The 17,078-nt window shown below is 65.5% G+C and carries 18 protein-coding genes; 11 read left to right on the top strand and 7 right to left on the bottom strand.

What is annotated here, in order from left to right:
* Positions 1-208 precede the first annotated feature (208 nt).
* The 5 genes from D6B98_RS27635 to D6B98_RS27615 all read left to right on the top strand — a co-directional run bounded on the left by D6B98_RS27635 (position 209) and on the right by D6B98_RS27615 (position 4,723).
* Positions 209-730 (top strand): hypothetical protein, encoded by a 522-nt coding sequence (locus D6B98_RS27635; RefSeq protein ID WP_164718901.1) that lies wholly within the window; start codon positions 209-211, stop codon positions 728-730.
* A 124-nt stretch (positions 731-854) separates the two neighbouring features.
* Entirely contained in the window at positions 855-1,049 is a 195-nt protein-coding gene (locus D6B98_RS27630) for a hypothetical protein (protein WP_126260194.1), read from the top strand.
* Between the two features lie 24 nt (positions 1,050-1,073).
* Positions 1,074-1,664 carry an SCO family protein gene (locus tag D6B98_RS27625; protein ID WP_126260193.1) on the top strand — a complete coding sequence of 197 codons (591 nt, stop codon included), beginning with the start codon at positions 1,074-1,076 and terminating at the stop codon, positions 1,662-1,664.
* Between the two features lie 160 nt (positions 1,665-1,824).
* Complete coding sequence (locus D6B98_RS27620; protein ID WP_126260192.1) at positions 1,825-2,766, top strand: ABC transporter substrate-binding protein; 942 nt, start codon at positions 1,825-1,827, stop codon at positions 2,764-2,766.
* A 313-nt stretch (positions 2,767-3,079) separates the two neighbouring features.
* On the top strand, positions 3,080-4,723 hold the full coding sequence (locus tag D6B98_RS27615; RefSeq protein WP_126260191.1) for a lysine--tRNA ligase: 1,644 nt from the start codon (positions 3,080-3,082) through the stop codon (positions 4,721-4,723).
* A 235-nt stretch (positions 4,724-4,958) separates the two neighbouring features.
* Here D6B98_RS27615 and D6B98_RS27610 read toward each other — a convergent pair whose 3' ends face one another.
* A complete protein-coding gene (locus D6B98_RS27610; protein WP_164718900.1) occupies positions 4,959-5,570 on the bottom strand; it encodes a TetR/AcrR family transcriptional regulator in 612 nt (203 codons plus the stop codon).
* 93 nt (positions 5,571-5,663) lie between these two features.
* Between D6B98_RS27610 and D6B98_RS27605 the strand changes: the two genes are divergently transcribed.
* Together D6B98_RS27605 and D6B98_RS27600 are read left to right on the top strand one after the other, a co-directional pair.
* A complete protein-coding gene (locus tag D6B98_RS27605) occupies positions 5,664-6,122 on the top strand; it encodes an ester cyclase (protein WP_126260189.1) in 459 nt (152 codons plus the stop codon).
* 41 nt (positions 6,123-6,163) lie between these two features.
* The gene (locus tag D6B98_RS27600) at positions 6,164-6,655 is read left to right on the top strand and encodes a DUF3237 domain-containing protein (RefSeq protein WP_126260188.1); all 492 of its coding nucleotides are present in this window, start codon (positions 6,164-6,166) and stop codon (positions 6,653-6,655) included.
* A 71-nt stretch (positions 6,656-6,726) separates the two neighbouring features.
* On the opposite strand, the gene D6B98_RS27595 is transcribed toward D6B98_RS27600, so the two are convergent.
* A complete protein-coding gene (locus D6B98_RS27595) occupies positions 6,727-7,380 on the bottom strand; it encodes a S24 family peptidase (RefSeq protein WP_126260187.1) in 654 nt (217 codons plus the stop codon).
* Positions 7,381-7,593: 213 nt separating this feature from the next.
* Between D6B98_RS27595 and D6B98_RS27590 the strand changes: the two genes are divergently transcribed.
* On the top strand, positions 7,594-7,938 hold the full coding sequence (locus D6B98_RS27590; RefSeq protein WP_126260186.1) for a DUF952 domain-containing protein: 345 nt from the start codon (positions 7,594-7,596) through the stop codon (positions 7,936-7,938).
* A complete protein-coding gene (locus tag D6B98_RS27585; protein ID WP_126260185.1) occupies positions 7,935-9,032 on the top strand; it encodes a quinone-dependent dihydroorotate dehydrogenase in 1,098 nt (365 codons plus the stop codon). Before D6B98_RS27590 ends, D6B98_RS27585 begins: the two co-directional genes overlap by 4 nt.
* A 121-nt stretch (positions 9,033-9,153) precedes the next feature.
* Here D6B98_RS27585 and D6B98_RS27580 read toward each other — a convergent pair whose 3' ends face one another.
* From D6B98_RS27580 to D6B98_RS27560, 5 genes are all read right to left on the bottom strand, one after another.
* Positions 9,154-10,509, bottom strand: coding sequence for an MATE family efflux transporter (locus D6B98_RS27580; protein ID WP_126260184.1), 1,356 nt, complete (start codon positions 10,507-10,509; stop codon positions 9,154-9,156).
* A 2-nt stretch (positions 10,510-10,511) separates the two neighbouring features.
* Complete coding sequence (locus D6B98_RS27575) at positions 10,512-11,246, bottom strand: MBL fold metallo-hydrolase (RefSeq protein ID WP_126260183.1); 735 nt, start codon at positions 11,244-11,246, stop codon at positions 10,512-10,514.
* A gap of 19 nt (positions 11,247-11,265) precedes the next feature.
* Positions 11,266-11,571, bottom strand: a complete 306-nt coding sequence (locus D6B98_RS27570; protein ID WP_126260182.1) for a DUF6460 domain-containing protein — start codon at positions 11,569-11,571, stop codon at positions 11,266-11,268.
* A gap of 274 nt (positions 11,572-11,845) precedes the next feature.
* Positions 11,846-13,507, bottom strand: coding sequence for an ATP-dependent DNA ligase (locus D6B98_RS27565; protein ID WP_126260181.1), 1,662 nt, complete (start codon positions 13,505-13,507; stop codon positions 11,846-11,848).
* The gene (locus tag D6B98_RS27560; protein ID WP_126260375.1) at positions 13,504-14,541 is read right to left on the bottom strand and encodes a ligase-associated DNA damage response exonuclease; all 1,038 of its coding nucleotides are present in this window, start codon (positions 14,539-14,541) and stop codon (positions 13,504-13,506) included. The genes D6B98_RS27565 and D6B98_RS27560 overlap by 4 nt, the downstream gene beginning before the upstream one ends.
* A gap of 63 nt (positions 14,542-14,604) precedes the next feature.
* Between D6B98_RS27560 and D6B98_RS27555 the strand changes: the two genes are divergently transcribed.
* Positions 14,605-15,531, top strand: a complete 927-nt coding sequence (locus D6B98_RS27555; protein WP_126260180.1) for a class I SAM-dependent DNA methyltransferase — start codon at positions 14,605-14,607, stop codon at positions 15,529-15,531.
* A 113-nt stretch (positions 15,532-15,644) separates the two neighbouring features.
* On the top strand, positions 15,645-16,874 hold the full coding sequence (locus tag D6B98_RS27550) for an ABC transporter substrate-binding protein (RefSeq protein WP_164718899.1): 1,230 nt from the start codon (positions 15,645-15,647) through the stop codon (positions 16,872-16,874).
* Positions 16,875-17,078 lie beyond the last annotated feature (204 nt).

Genomic DNA, 17,078 nt, shown 5'->3' with positions numbered 1-17,078 from the left:
CAACTGAGATCAAGGGTGCGGCGCGTAAGACCTCGTTAACTTGTTCCACTTTGGGATGGTGACCCACCGGGTGCAGCGCGGACGCAACACTGGATTTGAATTTGTTTTGAGTCAGCCAGCCTGCCTAGACAAAACCTCGGTTACGACGGACGCTAGCCGTGCATCACCACCTGACACGCAGATTCGAATTCGACTGGGGCGGGGGCCAATGAAGTTTCTGACGGGGTTGCTTGCGGCGGTTCTGTTGATCGCTGGCATGGGGGCTTCTCACGCGGTGGTTCGGATCGCGGATGACCGCGGTGGCCGGATTGGAACCTACGTCGACAAGTACCAGGACCTGCGTCAATCAGGCGAGACCGTCATCATCGACGGCCTTTGCGCATCCGCCTGTACCATCGTCCTCGGTGCCATCCCGCATGACCGCATCTGCGTGACCTCGAGCGCGACGCTCGGCTTCCACGCCGCCTGGGATTTCGGCCGCAATGGCCGCGCCGTCACCAATCCCGAGGCGACCCAGATGCTCTATGCGATGTATCCCTCGCACGTGAGGCGCTGGATCAGCCAGCGCGGCGGCCTCACCCCGAATATGCTGTTCCTGAGGGGCAAGCAGCTCCAGGCCATGTACAAGCCCTGCTACATGGACGCGCAGGCCTCGACCATCAAGCCGTCGCGCCGGCCTCTCCCGCAAGCGGACCAGATCGAATCCGCCCGGGGCCAGCTGCTGCACTGACGTTCTCGACCTGACTGGATCGTTCTGGCCCGCCGGCGGCGTCTTGCCCGCAGGCGGGCCAAAGCCTATCTGAAGGCTTGGGAACCGGGGGCCTTCGCCCTCGATCGTTGTCTCGATCGTTGTCATGGCTCAACCACTGCACCCGACGCATCCGTTACAGGACAATTCGTCCACTGCCGGCCGGACGCCGTCCGTGCTGCTGTGGGCGGGTGCGGCGATCGGCGGATTGCTGGTGCTCGGCACGCTGGCGCTGTGGTTCCACTACGGCACGCAAATGTTCTTCGAAATGATCAGGACCGGCTTCGCCGCCTGCTTCTGATCCGCGACAGGAAGTTTCCCGCTCATGAGCTCCGCCACCCGTCCGCTGGTGATCGCGACCGCCTTCGCGGCAAGCCTCGTTGTCGGGCTCCTGATCATGTTCTGGGCCATGGGCGGCATCAGCAAGGTGGCGCAGCCGGCTGCGATCGGCGGCCCGTTCCAGCTCACCGACCAGAACGGCAAGGCCGTCACCGACAAGAGCCTCAAGGGCAAGCCGACCCTGATCTTCTTCGGCTACACCCATTGCCCCGACGTCTGCCCGACCTCGCTGTTCGAGATCTCGGAAGTGCTGCGCGTCATGGGCAAGGATGCCGACAAGGTCAATGCCGTCTTCATCTCGGTCGATCCCGAGCGCGATACGCCGGCGACCATCAAGGAATACCTGTCGAGCTTCGATCCGCACCTCGAGGGCCTGTCCGGCGACCCCGCCGAGATCGCCAAGGTCATCACCTCCTACCGGGTCTACGCCAAGAAGATCCCGACCAAGGACGGCGACTACACCATGGACCACACCGCGCTGATCTACCTGATGGACCGCGACGGGCGCTTCGTCTCGCCGTTCAATCTGAAGCGGACGCCGGAAGAGGCAGCGGCTGATTTGAAGAAGTATCTTTGAAGGCTGCGTTCGGGCCCAATTGCTTCCCCATCGTCATGGCCGGGACAGCCCCGGGCATGATGGCCGAGGGACCTTCACCCAGCCACATTCCGCGCTCGCGTTCCCGGCGGGATGGTCTATAACGCCCTCCGATCCCAACGAATTCGTTCATTTCCGGCCGATGGCTCCATCGCAACAGGCGAAATCGACCAAATCTGCCCGTGGCTTGCTGACCGGGCTGGCCGTGACCGCCTGCCTGCTCGCGAGCCTCCCCGCCGCCGAGGCCCAGGCTCCCGCCAAGCGCCCCCCGGCGGCACCCCAGGCCACGCCGCAGGTCCAGGCCACACCTCAGGCCGCCCCGCAGGCGGTGCCCGGCTTCTGGGACCCGCGGCGGCGGCCGGAACGGCCGGACCTGTCGCGCCTGACCGTGATCCGCTTCCTGACCGAGACCGACTATCCGCCGTTCAACTACACCGGCGCCGACGGCAACCCGGCCGGCTTCAACGTCGATCTCGCCCGCAGCCTGTGCGAGGAGATCAAGGTCACCTGCACCGTGCAGATGCGCCGCTTCGAGACACTGGTCGATGCGCTCTCCTCCAACCGCGGCGATGCCATCATCGCCTCGATGGCGGTGAGCCCGCAGCTGCGCGCCCGCGTCGACTTCACCGATCCCTATTATCGCGTGCCGGCGCGCTTCGCCTCGCGCAAGGACGCGGTGATGCCGGAAATCCGGCCTGAATATCTCGAGGGCAAGAAGGTCGGCGTCATCGCCGGCTCCGCGCACGAGGCCTATCTCAAGGCCATGTTCACCGATGCGGAGCTGCATGCCTATCCCAGTGACGAGGCGATGCGCGCCGCCTTGCGCAAGGGCGAGGTCGATTTCATCTTCGGCGACGCCATCTCGCTGGCGTTCTGGATCAACGGCACCGATTCCGGCGATTGCTGCGCCTTCTCCGGCGGCCCCTTCGTCGAGAGCCGCTTCTTCGGCGAAGGCATCGGCATCGCCGTGCGCAAGGGCAACGACGTGCTGCGCCAGGCCCTGAACTGGGCGCTGTTCCGCGTCTGGGAAAAGGGCCGCTACACCGATCTGTGGCTGCGGTATTTCTCGGTGAGCCCGTTTTAGCTGCGCGCTCTTGCGGCGCGCGAGCTGCCGTAGGGTGGGCAAAGGCGCGCAAGCGCCGTGCCCACGTCTTACGAATGGTGGGCACGCTTCTGAATGGTGGGCACGCTTCGCTTTGCCCACCCTACGATTCTAGTTTCGCTGTTTCCTCGCCGTCATTGCGAGGAGCGCAGCGACGAAGCAATCCAGACTGCTGCTGCGGAAACAGTCTGGATTGCTTCGCTTCGCTCGCAATGACGGCGGAGGTGGCTGTCGCCCCGCAAAATTGCATTCTGCCCGGAAATCGCTATTTTCCGCGGCCCGGAGGCCCGTCTTGATGTCCGTTATCGATCCCAGCATGAGTCCGAGCGATCTGCGTGCGCTCGCCGAACAATCCAACGCCTGGCCGTTCGAGCAGGCGAAGGCCATCGTCGCGCGGCTGAAGAAGAGCCCGAAGGAGGAGGTGCTGTTCGAGACCGGCTACGGGCCGTCCGGCCTGCCGCATATCGGCACGTTCGGCGAGGTCGCGCGCACCTCGATGGTGCGGCACGCCTTTCGCGTCTTGACCGAGGACAAGATCAAGACGCGCCTGCTCGCCTTCTCCGACGACATGGACGGCTTCCGCAAGGTGCCCGACAACGTCCCCAACAAGGAGATGCTGACCGCGCATCTCGGCAAGCCGCTGACGCGGGTGCCGGATCCGTTCTCCAACGAGTACCCCTCGTTCGGGCACCACAACAATGCGCGGCTGCGCGCCTTCCTCGATCATTTCGGCTTCGACTACGAGTTCGCGAGCTCGACCGACTACTACACGTCGGGCCGCTTCGACGCGACGCTGCTGAAGATGCTCGCCGCCTACGACAAGGTGATGGAGATCATCCTGCCGACGCTGGGTCCCGATCGCCGCGCCACCTATTCGCCGTTCCTTCCGATCAGCAAGACAACCGGTGTCGTGCTGCAGGTGCCGATGATCCGCCGCGATGTCGCTGCCGGCAAGGTGACCTATGTCGACCCTGATACGAACGAGGAGGTCGAGACGACCGTCACCGGCGGCAGCGTCAAGTGCCAGTGGAAGGCCGACTGGGCGATGCGCTGGGTCGCGCTCGGCGTCGACTACGAGATGGCCGGCAAGGACCTGATCGATTCCGTGAAGCTGTCCGGCGCGATCGCCAGGGCGCTCGGCGCCACGCCGCCCGAAGGCTTCAATTACGAGCTCTTTCTCGACGAGAAGGGCCAGAAGATCTCGAAGTCGAAGGGCAATGGCCTCACTATCGACGAATGGCTGCGCTATGCCTCGCCGGAATCGTTGTCGCTGTTCATGTATCGCGAGCCGAAGGCGGCCAAGCGGCTGTATTTCGACGTCATCCCGCGCAACGTCGACGACTATCAGCAATTCATCGACGGCTTCGCCAAGCAGGACGGCAAGCAGCAGCTCGGCAATCCGGTCTGGCACATCCACAACGGCAAGCCGCCGAAGGGCGACATGCCCGTGACCTTCCAGCTGCTGCTGACGCTGGTGTCGTCGTCGAATGCGGAGAATGCCGAGACGCTGTGGGGCTTCATCGGCCGCTATCGCCCCGGCGTGTCGCCGCAGACGCACCCCAAGCTGGACGCGATGGTCGGTTACGCCATCAACTATTACCGCGACTTCGTCGCGCCGACGAAGCAGTTCCGCGTGCCGACGGACACCGAGCGTGCGGCGCTGCAGGATCTACGCGATGCACTGTCGCAGCTTGCGCCGGACGCCTCGGCCGAGGAGATCCAGAACGTCGTCTACGAGATCGGACGCCGCGAGCCGTTCCTCGACCAGGTCAAGAAGGGCAAGGACGGCCGTCCCGGCGTCACGCTGGACTGGTTCAACATGCTCTACCAGGTGCTGCTCGGCCAGGAGAAGGGCCCGCGCTTCGGCTCCTTCGTCGCCGTGTACGGCGTGCAGAACGCGGTGAACATGATCGACGGGGCGCTGGCGCGGAGCGCGTGAGGCCAGCAAAAAACGCGTAGCCCGGATGAGCGAAGCGACATCCGGGTTACAGATCTCCAGCTCAAATCGACTTCAACACGTAGCGCGGTTATCCTTCTGCACCGGGCGCGCATTCATCGGATTTGCGAACCTCGATCTCGATCGGCGATTGCTGCAGGCCGACCGCGCAAGCCTTGTTGGTCGCGTCGAGATCGCCCCATTTGGCCATCGAGGGCGATCGCAGGATCGAGGGGGTTCACGCCTTGTGGCGAAAGGTCTCCAGCACCGCCGCGACGATCGTCTGTCCGTCTCTGCGCAGCTTTCTGGAATCGTCCGCGTAGGGGAGCAACAGCCCGATCTTGCAGATCATCGCGTCGATCATCCGGCTGAGCAGATCGACATCGTCCGCGTTCAATTCGCCATCGCGCTTCAGCGCCCGCAGTGTCGCGATCAGGAGCGCGGTCGGGTAGGTCTCCTCGATCTCGCGATAGCGCGGCTCGCCGAGCACGGCCTGCGCTTCCTGGATGACGATGCGCGCATAGGCCGGCTCTTCGCAGACGTCGAGATAGGCGTCGATGCCGGCGCTGAGACGATCCCAGATCTTGTGCTGGTTCCGCGCCGCGGCCTCGATCCGGGCGGCCGCCTCGCGCTGCATGGCGACCACCACGGCGTCGAACAGCGCCTTCTTGTCCTCGAAGTGATGGTAGAACGCGCCGCGCGTGACCCGCGCCGCCCGCGATATCGCCTCCATGCCCGCCGCCTGAAATCCATTGGCGGCAAACGCTTCGCGTCCGGCATCGATCAGCGCCTGCCTGGTGGCTTCGCTGTACTCTTCCCGACGACTTCTCGGAGGATCCTTCGCCCGCATCGCGCCCAACCTAAGGCTTGACGCGTTGGTATCAAACCGCATATAACATACACGATGTATGTATTATTCATGTAGAATGCTACGAGGCGGGCCATGGATGGCAAGCGGATGTTCGAACTGGCGGAAAGGCTGGCGATCGCCAAGAGCCGGCAGGATGTCGCTGCGGCGCTGGAAGTCCTGCATCCGGACATGGTGCTGGAGACGCCGGCCTTCGGCACCAGGGCGCAGGGTCTCGCCGAAAACGAGCGCGTCCTGACGCGCTTCTTCAAGTCCTTCCCGGACTATCACGTCGCGCTGGACGGCCACGCCAATTCCGCCGACACGCTGATTTGCTGGGGCACCGCCCGGATGACGATGACCGGTGATCGCTTCGGGGGCGCGCCCAATGGGCGCCGTGCCGAATTGCCCGTGTTCATCGCCTTCGCCTTCCGCGACGACAAGATCGCGCATGAACGCTTCGTCTTCGATCTCTCCGAGCTGTGCGCCCAATCCGGCCTCTCGACCGATGCGGTCAGGCGCAAGCTGTTTGGCGATGCGACACAGGCGGCTTAGCCGCCGGCAAATACCATCCAGGCATCAAGGAGTGCCAGACCATGACCGATCCCCGCGTCAAATCCGTCGGCGATCTCGAGACCCGACATCTCTTCGACATCGTCGTCGATCTCGATCCGCGCCTCAATTTCGGCGCCGGGCCGGTCGGGCAGCGCGTGCTGTTCGGCGCCGCCAAGGGCTCGTTCGAAGGCCCACGCCTGCGCGGCGAGGTGCTGCGGGGCGGCGGCGACTGGGCGTTGTTTCGCGCCGATGGCGCCATGACGCTCGATGTCCGCCTGTCGCTGCGGACGCATGATGGCGAGCTGATCTATATGACCTATGGCGGTCGCTGGGTGACGCCGCAGGCTCTGCGCGCCGAGATGGCGGATCCGGCGCGGCGCACCAGGGTCGATCCCGCCGGATATTACTTCCGCACCAATCCGCTGTTCGAAACCGGCTCGCAGACCTATGCCTGGCTCAATGACATCGTCTGTGTCGGCAAGGGTTATCTCGTCGAGGGCGCCGTCGCCTACAAGATCTTCGAAGTGCTGTGAGACTCGCCGTGGATGCGTTCACTCAGTTGCATCGTGTCGATGCAACGGAAGTCGCCTAACTGCCGCCGCAGTCACTGGCTCGTCCACACAATCCGCGCGATCCACGCCACCTCGCCCGCCGCCATCGTGCGCACGGCTTGCGATGCATTGAGCAATTGCAGCTCCAGTGCCTTCGCGGTACGGCGCTTCAGCGCTGCGATCGTCACTTCGCCCGTCCTGCTTCGCACCACGACGCGATCGCCCTTGCGGATCGGCGCGCCCGGTGAAACCAGCACGATGTCGCCGTGGCGGTAGACGGGCGCAAACTCATCGCCGGAAATCTCCAGCGCGAAGCTGTGGCTATCCTCGGTGGCCGGAAGCGCGGTTTCGGTCCAACCCTTTCCCGAGGGAAGGCCGGTCTCGTCGAAGGCCCCGCTCGCGCCGGCCAGCGCGAAACCGAGCAGCGGGACCGAGCGACCGTCGCCGGCGTCGTCGTCGATCAGCCGCGCGAAGCTGTCGAACGAGGCGTCTGCCGCCGCCAGCGCCTTGGCGATCGATTCGGTCGAGGGCCAGCGCTCGCGGCCGTCCGAAGTAACGCGCTTGGACCTGTTGAAGGTAGTGGGATCGAGCCCGGCGCGCTTGGCAAGGCCGGACGGCGACAGACCGGCGCGCGCCGCCAGCCGATCCAGCGCGATCCAGATCTGGTCGTGAGTGAGTATGCTCTGCGCTTTGGCCTGTCTGACCATGCAAGGTCCAGCCCGTCGCAACTCAGGAAAACTATCCTCAAATCAACCGGTTTTCCGATTCTCGCGCAAGGGGCGGCGATTTCACCGGACCGGAAAGGCTTGAGGTCTTGAGTTCGGCAGAGGCGGCCTTTACGGTCGCGCCGGGGTTCTTGCGGATCCGCACGAGACGAAAAAACCCAAGAGACTCAAAGAGCAAACAGGACTGCGCAAGCGGTGGTCAAGATCTACAAAATCTGTCCGGCCTCGGCCTGGCGTGAGGCGGAACGGCAGGGTGTCTACCGGGGCAGCGCAGATGATGCGCGCGACGGTTTCATCCATTTCTCGACCGCCGAACAGGTTCCCGAAACCCTGCGCAAGCACTATTTCGGGCAGCGCGCGCTGTTCCTGGTGGAGGTCGATGGCGACGCGCTCGGCAGCGGGCTGCGCTGGGAGCGCTCGCGCAATGAGGAGCTGTTTCCGCATCTCTATGGCGAGCTCGATCTCGGCGCCGTGATCGCGGTGATGAACCTCAACACCCGCTCCGACGGCGGCCACGACGTTCCGGAGCTTGCGCCGTGATCCGCGCCTTCGACGCCTTTTCCCTGCCGGTGCTGCGCTGGCTCGATCCGGAAGACGCGCATCGCCTGGCGATCCAGGGCCTGCGCTTCCTGCCGCCGGTCAAGCCGCGCGCCGACGACCCCAAGCTCGCGATGCGCGCCTTCGGGCTCAACTTTCCCAACCCGATCGGCATGGCCGCGGGCTTCGACAAGAGCGCGGAGGTGCCGGACGCGCTGCTGCGGCTCGGCTTCGGCTTCGTCGAGATCGGCTCGGTGACGCCGAAGCCGCAAGCCGGCAATCCGCGGCCGCGGCTGTTCCGGCTCGAGCGCGACGAGGCCATCATCAACCGCATGGGTTTCAACAATGACGGCGCGGACGTCGCGTTGCGCCGGCTCGCCGCGCGCGCGCAGCACGGCGGCATCGTCGGCGTCAATGTCGGCGCCAACAAGGATTCAGCCGATCGCGTCGCCGATTACGTCAAGCTGATCGAGACCTTTGCGCCGGTCGCAAGCTACTTCACCGTCAACGTCTCCTCGCCGAACACGCCGGGTCTGCGCAATTTGCAGGAAGGCGCGCTGCTCGACGATCTCCTCGCCCGCGTGATCGACGCGCGCGAGCGCGTCAGGCAGAAGGCCGGCGACACGCCGGTGCTGCTCAAGATCGCGCCGGATTTGAGTCTCGCCCAGCTCGACGACGTCGTGCAGGTCGCGCGCTCGCGCCGGGTCGACGGCATGATCGTGTCGAACACGACGATCGCGCGGCCGAGCACGCTGCGGGAGGAGACGCGCGCCAGGGAGCAAGGTGGCCTGTCGGGCCGGCCGCTGTTCCGTCTGTCGACGCGGATGGTCGCGGAGACCTATGTGCGCGTCGAAGGCGCGTTCCCCTTGATCGGCGTCGGCGGCGTGGACTCCGGCGGCGCCGCATTGACCAAGATCCGCGCCGGCGCGAGCCTGATCCAGCTCTATTCGTCGCTGGTCTACAAGGGCCTCGGCCTGGTCGACGAGATCAAGCGCGACCTGACCTCGACGCTGCTCCGCACCGGGCGGGATTCGCTGTCCGAGATCGTCGGCGCCGATGCGGCGACGCTCACGGCGGAAGACTGGCCGGGGATGTAAGGCGATGCACTTCGCCTCTCCCCGCTTGCGGGGAGAGGCGGCCGGAATTTGCGAGAGCAAATTCCGGGTGAGGGGGACTCTCCACGAGTCCAACTCTCACTTCCCTTGTCGAGACTCCCCCTCACCCCCGACCCTCTCCCCGCAAGCGGGGCGAGGGAGAAGAGAACGTCGCCCGGAACTGCGCCGGATAGCGCGCCGCCTGCAAGCCTCCGCGCGAGAGGTAGGAGGCCATCAGCGCCCACCACAGCCCGGCATTGCCGAACGATTGCAGCGCCCACCACGTGCCGAGGAAGACCGCGAGCGAAACCAGCATCAGGTTGCGCATCTCGCGCGCCCAGGTCGCGCCGATATAGATGCCGTCGAACCCGAACGCGAACACGCCGGGAATCGGCGCGAGCACGACGAAGGGCAGGAACTCGCGCGCGGCGCGGCGCACGTCATCACTCGCCGTCATGAAATCGATCAAGGCCGGCCCGAACAACGCGAACAGCGCCGCGACGACGATGGCGAAGCCGAGCCCCCAGAACAGCACCAGCCGGGTCGAGGCGGCAAAGCCTTTTGCGTCGCGTGCGCCGAGGGTGCGGCCGCAGAGCTGCTGGGCCGCGTTGGCGAGACCGTCGAGGAAGAAGGCGCTGATGAACAGGAAGTTGTTGAGCACGGAATTGGCCGCCAGCGTGACGTCGCCGGCCTGCGCGCCCTTGGCGGTGAAGAACAGGAACACGGTGATCAGCGCCGCAGTGCGGATCATGATGTCGGAATTCACCGCCAGCAACCGCAACAGCTTGTCGCGGTCGAGCAGAGTCGCGGTGGGCACGCCGAAGCCGCCGTCGGCATAATGGCGGCAGACGATCACACCGAGGGCGAAGCCGACCGCTTCCGAGAACAGCGCGGCGGTCGCGGCCCCGGCGATGCCGGTGTCGTAGACCAGCACCAGCAGGATCGTCGCCACCATGTTGACGAGGTTGACGACGACCTGAAGCAGCAAGGCTGAATTGGCGCGGGCCTGGCCGATCAGCCAGCCGAGGATGACGTAATTGGCCAGCGTGAACGGCGACGACCAGATCCGGATCTTGAAGTAGGTCTGCGCTGCCCGCGTCACACCTTCGCTGCCGCCCATGAGGTCGAACAGCACCGCGGCCAGCGGCAATTGCAGCACGATCAGCGCGGCGCCGATCAGGCCGGCAACGATGAAGCCGCGCGCCAGGATCGCGGTCGGCTCACGCACCTCGCCCGCGCCCAGCGATTGCGCGGTGAAGGCGAGCGTGCTCATGCGCAGGAAGCCGAACAGCCAGAACAGGCAGTCGAAGATGATCGACGCGATCGCGACGCCGCCAAGCAGCGCGGCATCGTCGAGGCGGCCGATCGCCGTGGTCGAGACCACGCCGATCAGCGGCGTGGTCAGGTTGGCGACCATCGCAGGACCTGCGATGGCGAACACGTCTCGCGTGCCAACCCTGGGATGGACGGGCGCGTGCATGGTCAGAATACGACGACCATGCCGTCCTCGGCCGCCATGTAGGGCAACGTCTCGAGGCGCGACAGCATGTCGTCGCTCATATGGGTGAGGACGAGGCGTTTGGCGCCGATGTTTGGCAGATGCTGTTCCAAGGTCTTCAGGCTGAGATGGTTCTTGACCACCTTCTCGTACATATAGGCCTCGGCAATGAAAAGATCGGCGCCATGCGCCAGCGGAATGAGCGTCTCCGTCCATTCGGTGTCGGCGCTGTAGGCGAGCGTGCGGCCCTCGGCCTCGATGCGGTAGGCGAGGAAGGGACCGCCGGATTCGCCGTGCACGACGGGATAGGGCGTCACCGTCACGGCGCCGAAAGTCCGGCCTTGCTCGGGCGCGAGTTCGACGACATCAAGCTCGAAGCGCTGCCTGGTCTTCGAGGAATGCTCGAACAGCGCCTCCATCACCTCGCGCAGCCGCCTCTCGATGCCTTGCGGGCCCGCGATCGTCAGCGGCCGCGTCCGCCGCGAGAACTGCGCGTCGAGCAGCAGGAACGGCAGCCCGGCAAAATGGTCGCCGTGGAAATGCGTGATCAGGATCAGATCGATCTCGTCGCACGCGATCTCCAGCCGCTTCAGCGCCGGCAAGGCCGACGCGCCGCAATCGATCAGGAAATTCGCCGCGCGCCCCGAGACGTGGAAGCAGGTGTTGAGCCTGCCGCCGGAGCCGAAGGCGTCGCCGCAGCCGACGAAACGCAGTTGCATCGGCTGCGGACTCCCAGCCTTACCGGCCGCGCGGCGTGCCGAACACGCGCGACAGCAGCCAGATCGGGATCACGATGACCGCGCCGAGCAGGAAATAGCGCCACAGCCAGTTGATGGTATCGAAGCCGAGATCCCACAGACGCTGGAACAGGAGGCGGATGCTATAGATGATGTTCCAGGGATCGAATCCGATCGCGGCCAGCACGACGCCGACCAGGATCGAGAGCAGGACCAGACGAAACGCGACCGCCAGCGGCGAGCCGCCGAGAAAACGGTTCAGCCCGTCGCTGCGGCCGGCCGGCAAATCTCTGACGTCTTGGACCATCGCAAACTCCTCAGGCGGATTCGACCCCATTATAGGGCACGGCGAGGCACATGGGGAACCCGCAAGCGAGCGTCAATCGGGTTACGGGAGTTTAATTCGGGCAGGCGCGTGCCGCGGGTTGCCAACCTCTCCCGCTTGCGGGAGAGGTCGCGCCGAAGGCGCGGGTGAGGGCTTTCTCCTCTAGGGGATTCCCAATGCGGAGATACCCTCTCCCCGGCCCTCTCCCGCAAGCGGGAGAGGGAGTGCACCGCCATCGCGGCGAGATCGAGGTGCCTCACACTTCAATCTCCGCCGCCTCCGCCTTCAGCATCCGCTCCAACGTCTCCAGCCTGTCCGCCTCCTTCGGCGGCTTGTCCCAGCGCAGGCGGCTGATGCGGGGAAAGCGCATGGCGACGCCGGATTTGTGACGCGGTGAGCGCTGCAGGCCCTCGAACGCCACCTCCAGCACCAATCCCTTGTCGCCCTCGTGCACGACATGACGCACGGGACCGAATTTCTCCGTGGTGTTGCGGCGGACGAAGCGGTCGATCTGCAGCAGCTCCTCGTCGGTGAAGCCGAAATAGGCCTTGCCGACCGGCACCAGCTCGTCGCCGCCCTCGCCCGCGGTCCAGACGCCAAAAGTGTAATCGGAATAATAGGACGAGCGCTTGCCGTGACCGCGCTGCGCATACATCAGCACGGCGTCGATGATGTGCGGATCGCGCTTCCACTTCCACCATTGGCCCTTCGGCCGTCCCGGCAGATAGGGCGCATCGCGCCGCTTCAGCATCACGCCTTCGACGGCGTCCGCATCCTCGCCGGCGCCGGCACTGGCGGGATCGGCGCGCGCGGCGGTCAATGCTTCCCAGCTTGCGAACGGCACGGTGGGCGACAGATCGATGCGGGGATCGTCGAGCTTCTTGATGAAGGTCTCCAGCCGCTCGCGCCGCTCCGCGAACGGCAGCTCGCGCAGATCGTTCTCGTCGTCGCCGAGCAGATCGTAGGCGCGAAGGTGGATCGGAAACTCCTTGATCAGCTTTGGCGAGACGACCTTGCGGTTGAGCCGCTGTTGCAGGACGTTGAAGCTCTGCACGCGGCCCTCACGCAGGATCAACAGCTCGCCGTCGATCGCACCCGGCAGGTGCAGCGACGGCACGAGGTCCGGAAAGCTGCCGGTGATGTCCTCGCCCGTGCGCGAATAGAGCCGCGCCGTGATATGGCCGCGCTCGTCGCGGCCGGCGACGGCCTGCACGCGGATGCCGTCCCATTTCCATTCGGCGATGTAGTCGGCGGGATCGAGCGCGGCGAAATCCGCGTCCTCGATCGCATGCGCCAGCATCACGGGCCGGAACGGCGCGGGATCGCGGTTGACGGGCTTGTCGGCGCGGCCTTCCAGCCAGGCGAACAGGTCGAGATAGGGTGGGATGAGACCCGGCCAGATCAGCTCGACCTCATGCGGATCCTTGTCGCCGAGCGCGGCCGCCGCGGTCTTGGCGAGGCGCGCCGAGATGCCGATACGAAGCGCACCGGTGACGAGCTTCAAGAGCGCCCAGCGTCCGGTCTCGTCGAGCTCGTCAAGCCAGCGCTCGAGCTGCTTCGGCAGCTCGGTCTTGCCGAGCGTGCGCAGCGTGGTGACGACCTCGGTGAGGGTTGGGGGTGGCGGGTTGTTGTGGGCGGCGAGCTCGGCCCGCGGCCACATCAGCGCCACCGTCTCCGAGAGATCGCCGACGTAATCGTAGCTCAATCCGAACAGCACCTCATCGGTGCGCGACGCGATGAGGTCGCGGATCAGGGCCGGCTTGGCGTGCTTGAAGCTGAGTGCGCCGGTCAGCGCGGCCAGCGCGTAGCCGCGGTCGGGGTCGCCGACCTCGCGAAAATAGCCGGTGATCAGCCGCAGCTTGTTGTTGCGGCCGGGCTCGTAGGCGAGACGGTCCAGAAGTTCGGCGAAGCGGTTCATGCCTCAGTCTCACCTTGAACAGGCGTCTCGCTCTCCTCCTCGTCGCCATAGCCGACGAGGTCGAGCGGCTGCGCCTTCAGGCCCTTGCTGCGGCACCAATGCACCAGCGCGTCTTCCTGGCCATGCGTGACCCAGATCTCGCCGGCGCCGGTCGCACCGATCGTGGCGGTGAGGCCGTCCCAATCGGCGTGATCGGAGATCACCAGCGGCAGCTCGACGCCGCGCTGACGCGCCCGGGCGCGCACGCGCATCCAGCCCGAGGCGAACGCCGTGACCGGATCGGGAAAGCGCCGCGTCCACAGGTCTGACGTCGCCGAGGGCGGAGCCAGCGTGATGGTGCCGGCGAGCGCGGCCTTCTTGACGCCCTTCACCGGCCTGAGCTCGCCGAGCTCGATCCCGCGGCTCTGGTAGTAATGCGTGATCGTCTCCATGGCGCCATGCAGGTAGATCGGTGCGTCGTAGCCGGCCCGCCGCAGCAGCTTGATCACGCGCTGCGCCTTGCCGAGCGAATAGGCGCCGACCAGATGCGCGCGCTCGGGAAACAGCGCGACGGAGGCGAGCAGCTTCCTGACCTCGTCGGCGGCATCGCCATGCCGGAACACCGGTAGGCCAAAGGTGGCCTCGGTGATGAAGACGTCGCAGGGCACCAGCTCGAACGGCGTGCAGGTCGGATCAGATGCGTCCTTGTAGTCGCCGGAGGCGACGATGCAGGTCTCCTTGCAGGTGACCGCGATCTGCGCCGAGCCCAGCACGTGGCCGGCCGGGTGAAACTTCACGCGGACATCGCCGAGCCGGATCTCCTCGCCATAGCGGATGGCTTGGGTCGATCCGGCAAAATTCTCGCCATAGCGCAGCCGCATCATGTCCAGCGTTTCCTGCGTCGCCAGCACCGCGCCATGGCCGGCGCGGGCATGGTCGGAATGGCCGTGGGTGATCACGGCGCGCTCGACCGGGCGGACGGGGTCGATATGGAAGCCGCCGGGCTTGCAGCACAGGCCGGCAGCAGCTGGCAACAGGATGTCTTGAGGTCGCATGCCTGATATATAGGCCGCGTTGCCGTCGCTTCGAGTCATTCCGCCCTGCGCTTCCTGGTTCCCATGCCCCTCCGTCTGTTCCTGACCTCTGGCGATCTCATGGCCGACCGCCGCTTCGAATTCGCGCGCGACCTCCAGCTCAAGGGCGATCTGCCCGCGGCCGCCGACCTGCTCGAGCAGGCGATCGAGCTGGCGCCTGACTTCACCTCGGCCTGGTTCACGCTCGGCGAGATCCGGCAGCAGCTCGGTGAGCGCGACAAGGCCATCGCGGCGTTTCGAGAAGCGCGGAGGTCCGATCCCGGCGACCAGCACGGCGCCGGCCTGCACCTGATGCGGCTCGGCGACGCCGAGATGGCGGAGATGCCGAAGGCCTATGTGCAGGCGCTGTTCGACCAGTACGCCCCGCGCTTCGAGCACACGCTGATCAACGATCTCGGCTACCGCGCGCCCAGCCTGATCTTCAAGGCGGTGCTGGCCGCACGCGTCGCTGCGAAGAAGCCGGCCTACTTCAAGCGCACCATCGATCTCGGCTGCGGCACCGGCCTTGCGGCCGCCGCCTTCGCCAAGCAGGTCGATCATTTCATCGGCATCGACCTCTCGCCCGGCATGATCAAGCAGGCGCGCGCCACCAACCTCTACGCCGAGCTCGAAGTCGCCGACATGATCGAGGGCCTGCGTACGAAGAGTGACGCGAGCGCGAACCTGATCGTCGCCGCGGATGCATTCGTCTATCTCGCCGATCTCGCGCCGGTCCTGACCGAAGCAAAGCGCGTGCTCGCATCGGGCGGCGTGCTCGCCTTCACGCTGGAGACGCATGACGGCAGCGGCATCGTGCTCGGCGACGGCCTGCGTTATGCCCATTCGGCGGAATATGTCCGCGGCGCCATCGCCAAAACGGGCCTGAAGCTGCTGACGCTGGAGCCGGCCTCGCCCCGCAACGAGAACAACGAGCCGGTGCGCGGTCTCGTCGTCATCGCCGAGAAAACTTGAGTCTAGGCGCTAGACTGGCGATTTAAGCGTCATTGCGTCGCAAAGCCGTGACTTCCCACTTGCGAGCCGTGCTGCGTTCCCAGCACAATGCGCGCACCAGGGAGAAACAAATAATGACGAAGAATCCATCGCGGCGCGATTTCAGCACTGCCGCGCTCGCCACCATCGCCGCATCCACCTTGCCCGCGCCCTATGTCTGGGCCGCCGAGAAAAAATACGATGCGGGTGCCAGCGACACCGAGATCAAGATCGGACAGACCGTGCCGCATTCCGGCCCCGGCTCGCTCTACGGCGTATTGGGGCGCGTCGGCGAAGCCTATTTCCAGATGCTGAACGAGAAGGGCGGCATCAACGGGCGCAAGATCAAGTTTCTCACCATGGATGATGCCTACAGCGCGCCGAAATGCGTCGAGGCGACGCGGCGTCTGGTCGAGCAGGAGGAGGTGCTCGCGCTGTACGGCTCGCTCGGCACCGCGCCGCAGACTGCCGTGCACAAATACCTGAACTCCAAGGGCGTGCCGCAGCTGCTGCTCAATACCGGCGCGTCGAAATGGAATAATCCGAAAGAGTTCAAATGGACGATGGCGGGCCTGCCGCTGTATCCGACCGAGGCGCGCATCCTGGCCCGCCACGTCGTCAGCGTGAAGCCGAACGCCAGGATCGGCATCCTCTACCAGAACGACGATTTCGGCCGCGACTTCCTCGGTCCCTTCAAGAAGGTGCTGGCGGATGCCGGCGGCACCGCGCAGGTGATCATGGAGCAGACCTATGATCTCACCGAGCCGACCGTCGATTCCCAGCTCATCAACCTCTCGAAGTCCGGCGCGGACGTCTTCTACAACATCTCCACCGGCAAGGCCTCGTCGCAGTCGATCCGCAAAGTCGCCGAGCTCGGCTGGAAGCCGCTGCAATTGCTGTCGGCGGGCTCGACCGGCCGCTCGATCCTGAGCGCGGCGGGCCTCGAGAACGCCACCGGCATCGTCGCCATCCGCTACAACAAGGAGGTCGGCCTGCCAAAATGGGAGAAAGACCCCGACGTGATGGCGTTCGAGGAATTGCGCAAGAAATACACGCCGGCGATCGATCCCGACAACACCATCGCCTTTGCCGGCTACGGCCAGGCCGCCACCATGGGCGAGATCCTGCGCCGCTGCGGTGACGATCTCACCCGCGCCAACGTGCTGAAGCAGGCCTCGACGCTCGCGGGCTTCCACTCGCCCTACTTCCTCGACGGCGTCACCTACAGCTACACGCCCGAGGACTACACGCCGATGAAGACGCTGTTCATCTCCACCTTCACCGGCAAGGACTGGGACATCTCCGACAAGCCGATGTCGGAGTAAGCGAGGGCGCGGATCTACTGCTCCTCCCGTCCGCTCGCTGCAGGGCGATCGCATTTGAGCCAGGTTGCCCTGCGGCCATCCTTCGAGACGCCCGCTTTAAGCGGGCTCCTCAGGATGAGGAACGGAGTGCGCGTCGGTCGCTTCAACAGGCGGCAATGCCGCTTAGCCTCATCCTGAGGAGCGCGCCCTTGCGCGCGTCTCGAA

The organism is Bradyrhizobium sp. LVM 105 (assembly GCF_003957705.1).
Lineage (GTDB): Bacteria > Pseudomonadota > Alphaproteobacteria > Rhizobiales > Xanthobacteraceae > Bradyrhizobium > Bradyrhizobium frederickii.
This window is presented reverse-complemented; position numbering and strand designations above follow the sequence as displayed.

Coding starts and splice junctions, on each gene's coding strand:
- D6B98_RS27635 (WP_164718901.1), top strand. CDS start 209: ATGAAGTTTCTGACGGGGTTGCTTGCGGCGGTTCTGTTGATCGCTGGC.
- D6B98_RS27605 (WP_126260189.1), top strand. CDS start 5,664: ATGGATGGCAAGCGGATGTTCGAACTGGCGGAAAGGCTGGCGATCGCC.
- D6B98_RS27620 (WP_126260192.1), top strand. CDS start 1,825: ATGGCTCCATCGCAACAGGCGAAATCGACCAAATCTGCCCGTGGCTTG.
- D6B98_RS27610 (WP_164718900.1), bottom strand. CDS start 5,570: ATGCGGGCGAAGGATCCTCCGAGAAGTCGTCGGGAAGAGTACAGCGAA.
- D6B98_RS27550 (WP_164718899.1), top strand. CDS start 15,645: ATGACGAAGAATCCATCGCGGCGCGATTTCAGCACTGCCGCGCTCGCC.
- D6B98_RS27575 (WP_126260183.1), bottom strand. CDS start 11,246: ATGCAACTGCGTTTCGTCGGCTGCGGCGACGCCTTCGGCTCCGGCGGC.
- D6B98_RS27615 (WP_126260191.1), top strand. CDS start 3,080: ATGTCCGTTATCGATCCCAGCATGAGTCCGAGCGATCTGCGTGCGCTC.
- D6B98_RS27600 (WP_126260188.1), top strand. CDS start 6,164: ATGACCGATCCCCGCGTCAAATCCGTCGGCGATCTCGAGACCCGACAT.
- D6B98_RS27595 (WP_126260187.1), bottom strand. CDS start 7,380: ATGGTCAGACAGGCCAAAGCGCAGAGCATACTCACTCACGACCAGATC.
- D6B98_RS27555 (WP_126260180.1), top strand. CDS start 14,605: ATGCCCCTCCGTCTGTTCCTGACCTCTGGCGATCTCATGGCCGACCGC.
- D6B98_RS27580 (WP_126260184.1), bottom strand. CDS start 10,509: ATGCACGCGCCCGTCCATCCCAGGGTTGGCACGCGAGACGTGTTCGCC.
- D6B98_RS27560 (WP_126260375.1), bottom strand. CDS start 14,541: ATGCGACCTCAAGACATCCTGTTGCCAGCTGCTGCCGGCCTGTGCTGC.
- D6B98_RS27565 (WP_126260181.1), bottom strand. CDS start 13,507: ATGAACCGCTTCGCCGAACTTCTGGACCGTCTCGCCTACGAGCCCGGC.
- D6B98_RS27630 (WP_126260194.1), top strand. CDS start 855: ATGGCTCAACCACTGCACCCGACGCATCCGTTACAGGACAATTCGTCC.
- D6B98_RS27570 (WP_126260182.1), bottom strand. CDS start 11,571: ATGGTCCAAGACGTCAGAGATTTGCCGGCCGGCCGCAGCGACGGGCTG.
- D6B98_RS27625 (WP_126260193.1), top strand. CDS start 1,074: ATGAGCTCCGCCACCCGTCCGCTGGTGATCGCGACCGCCTTCGCGGCA.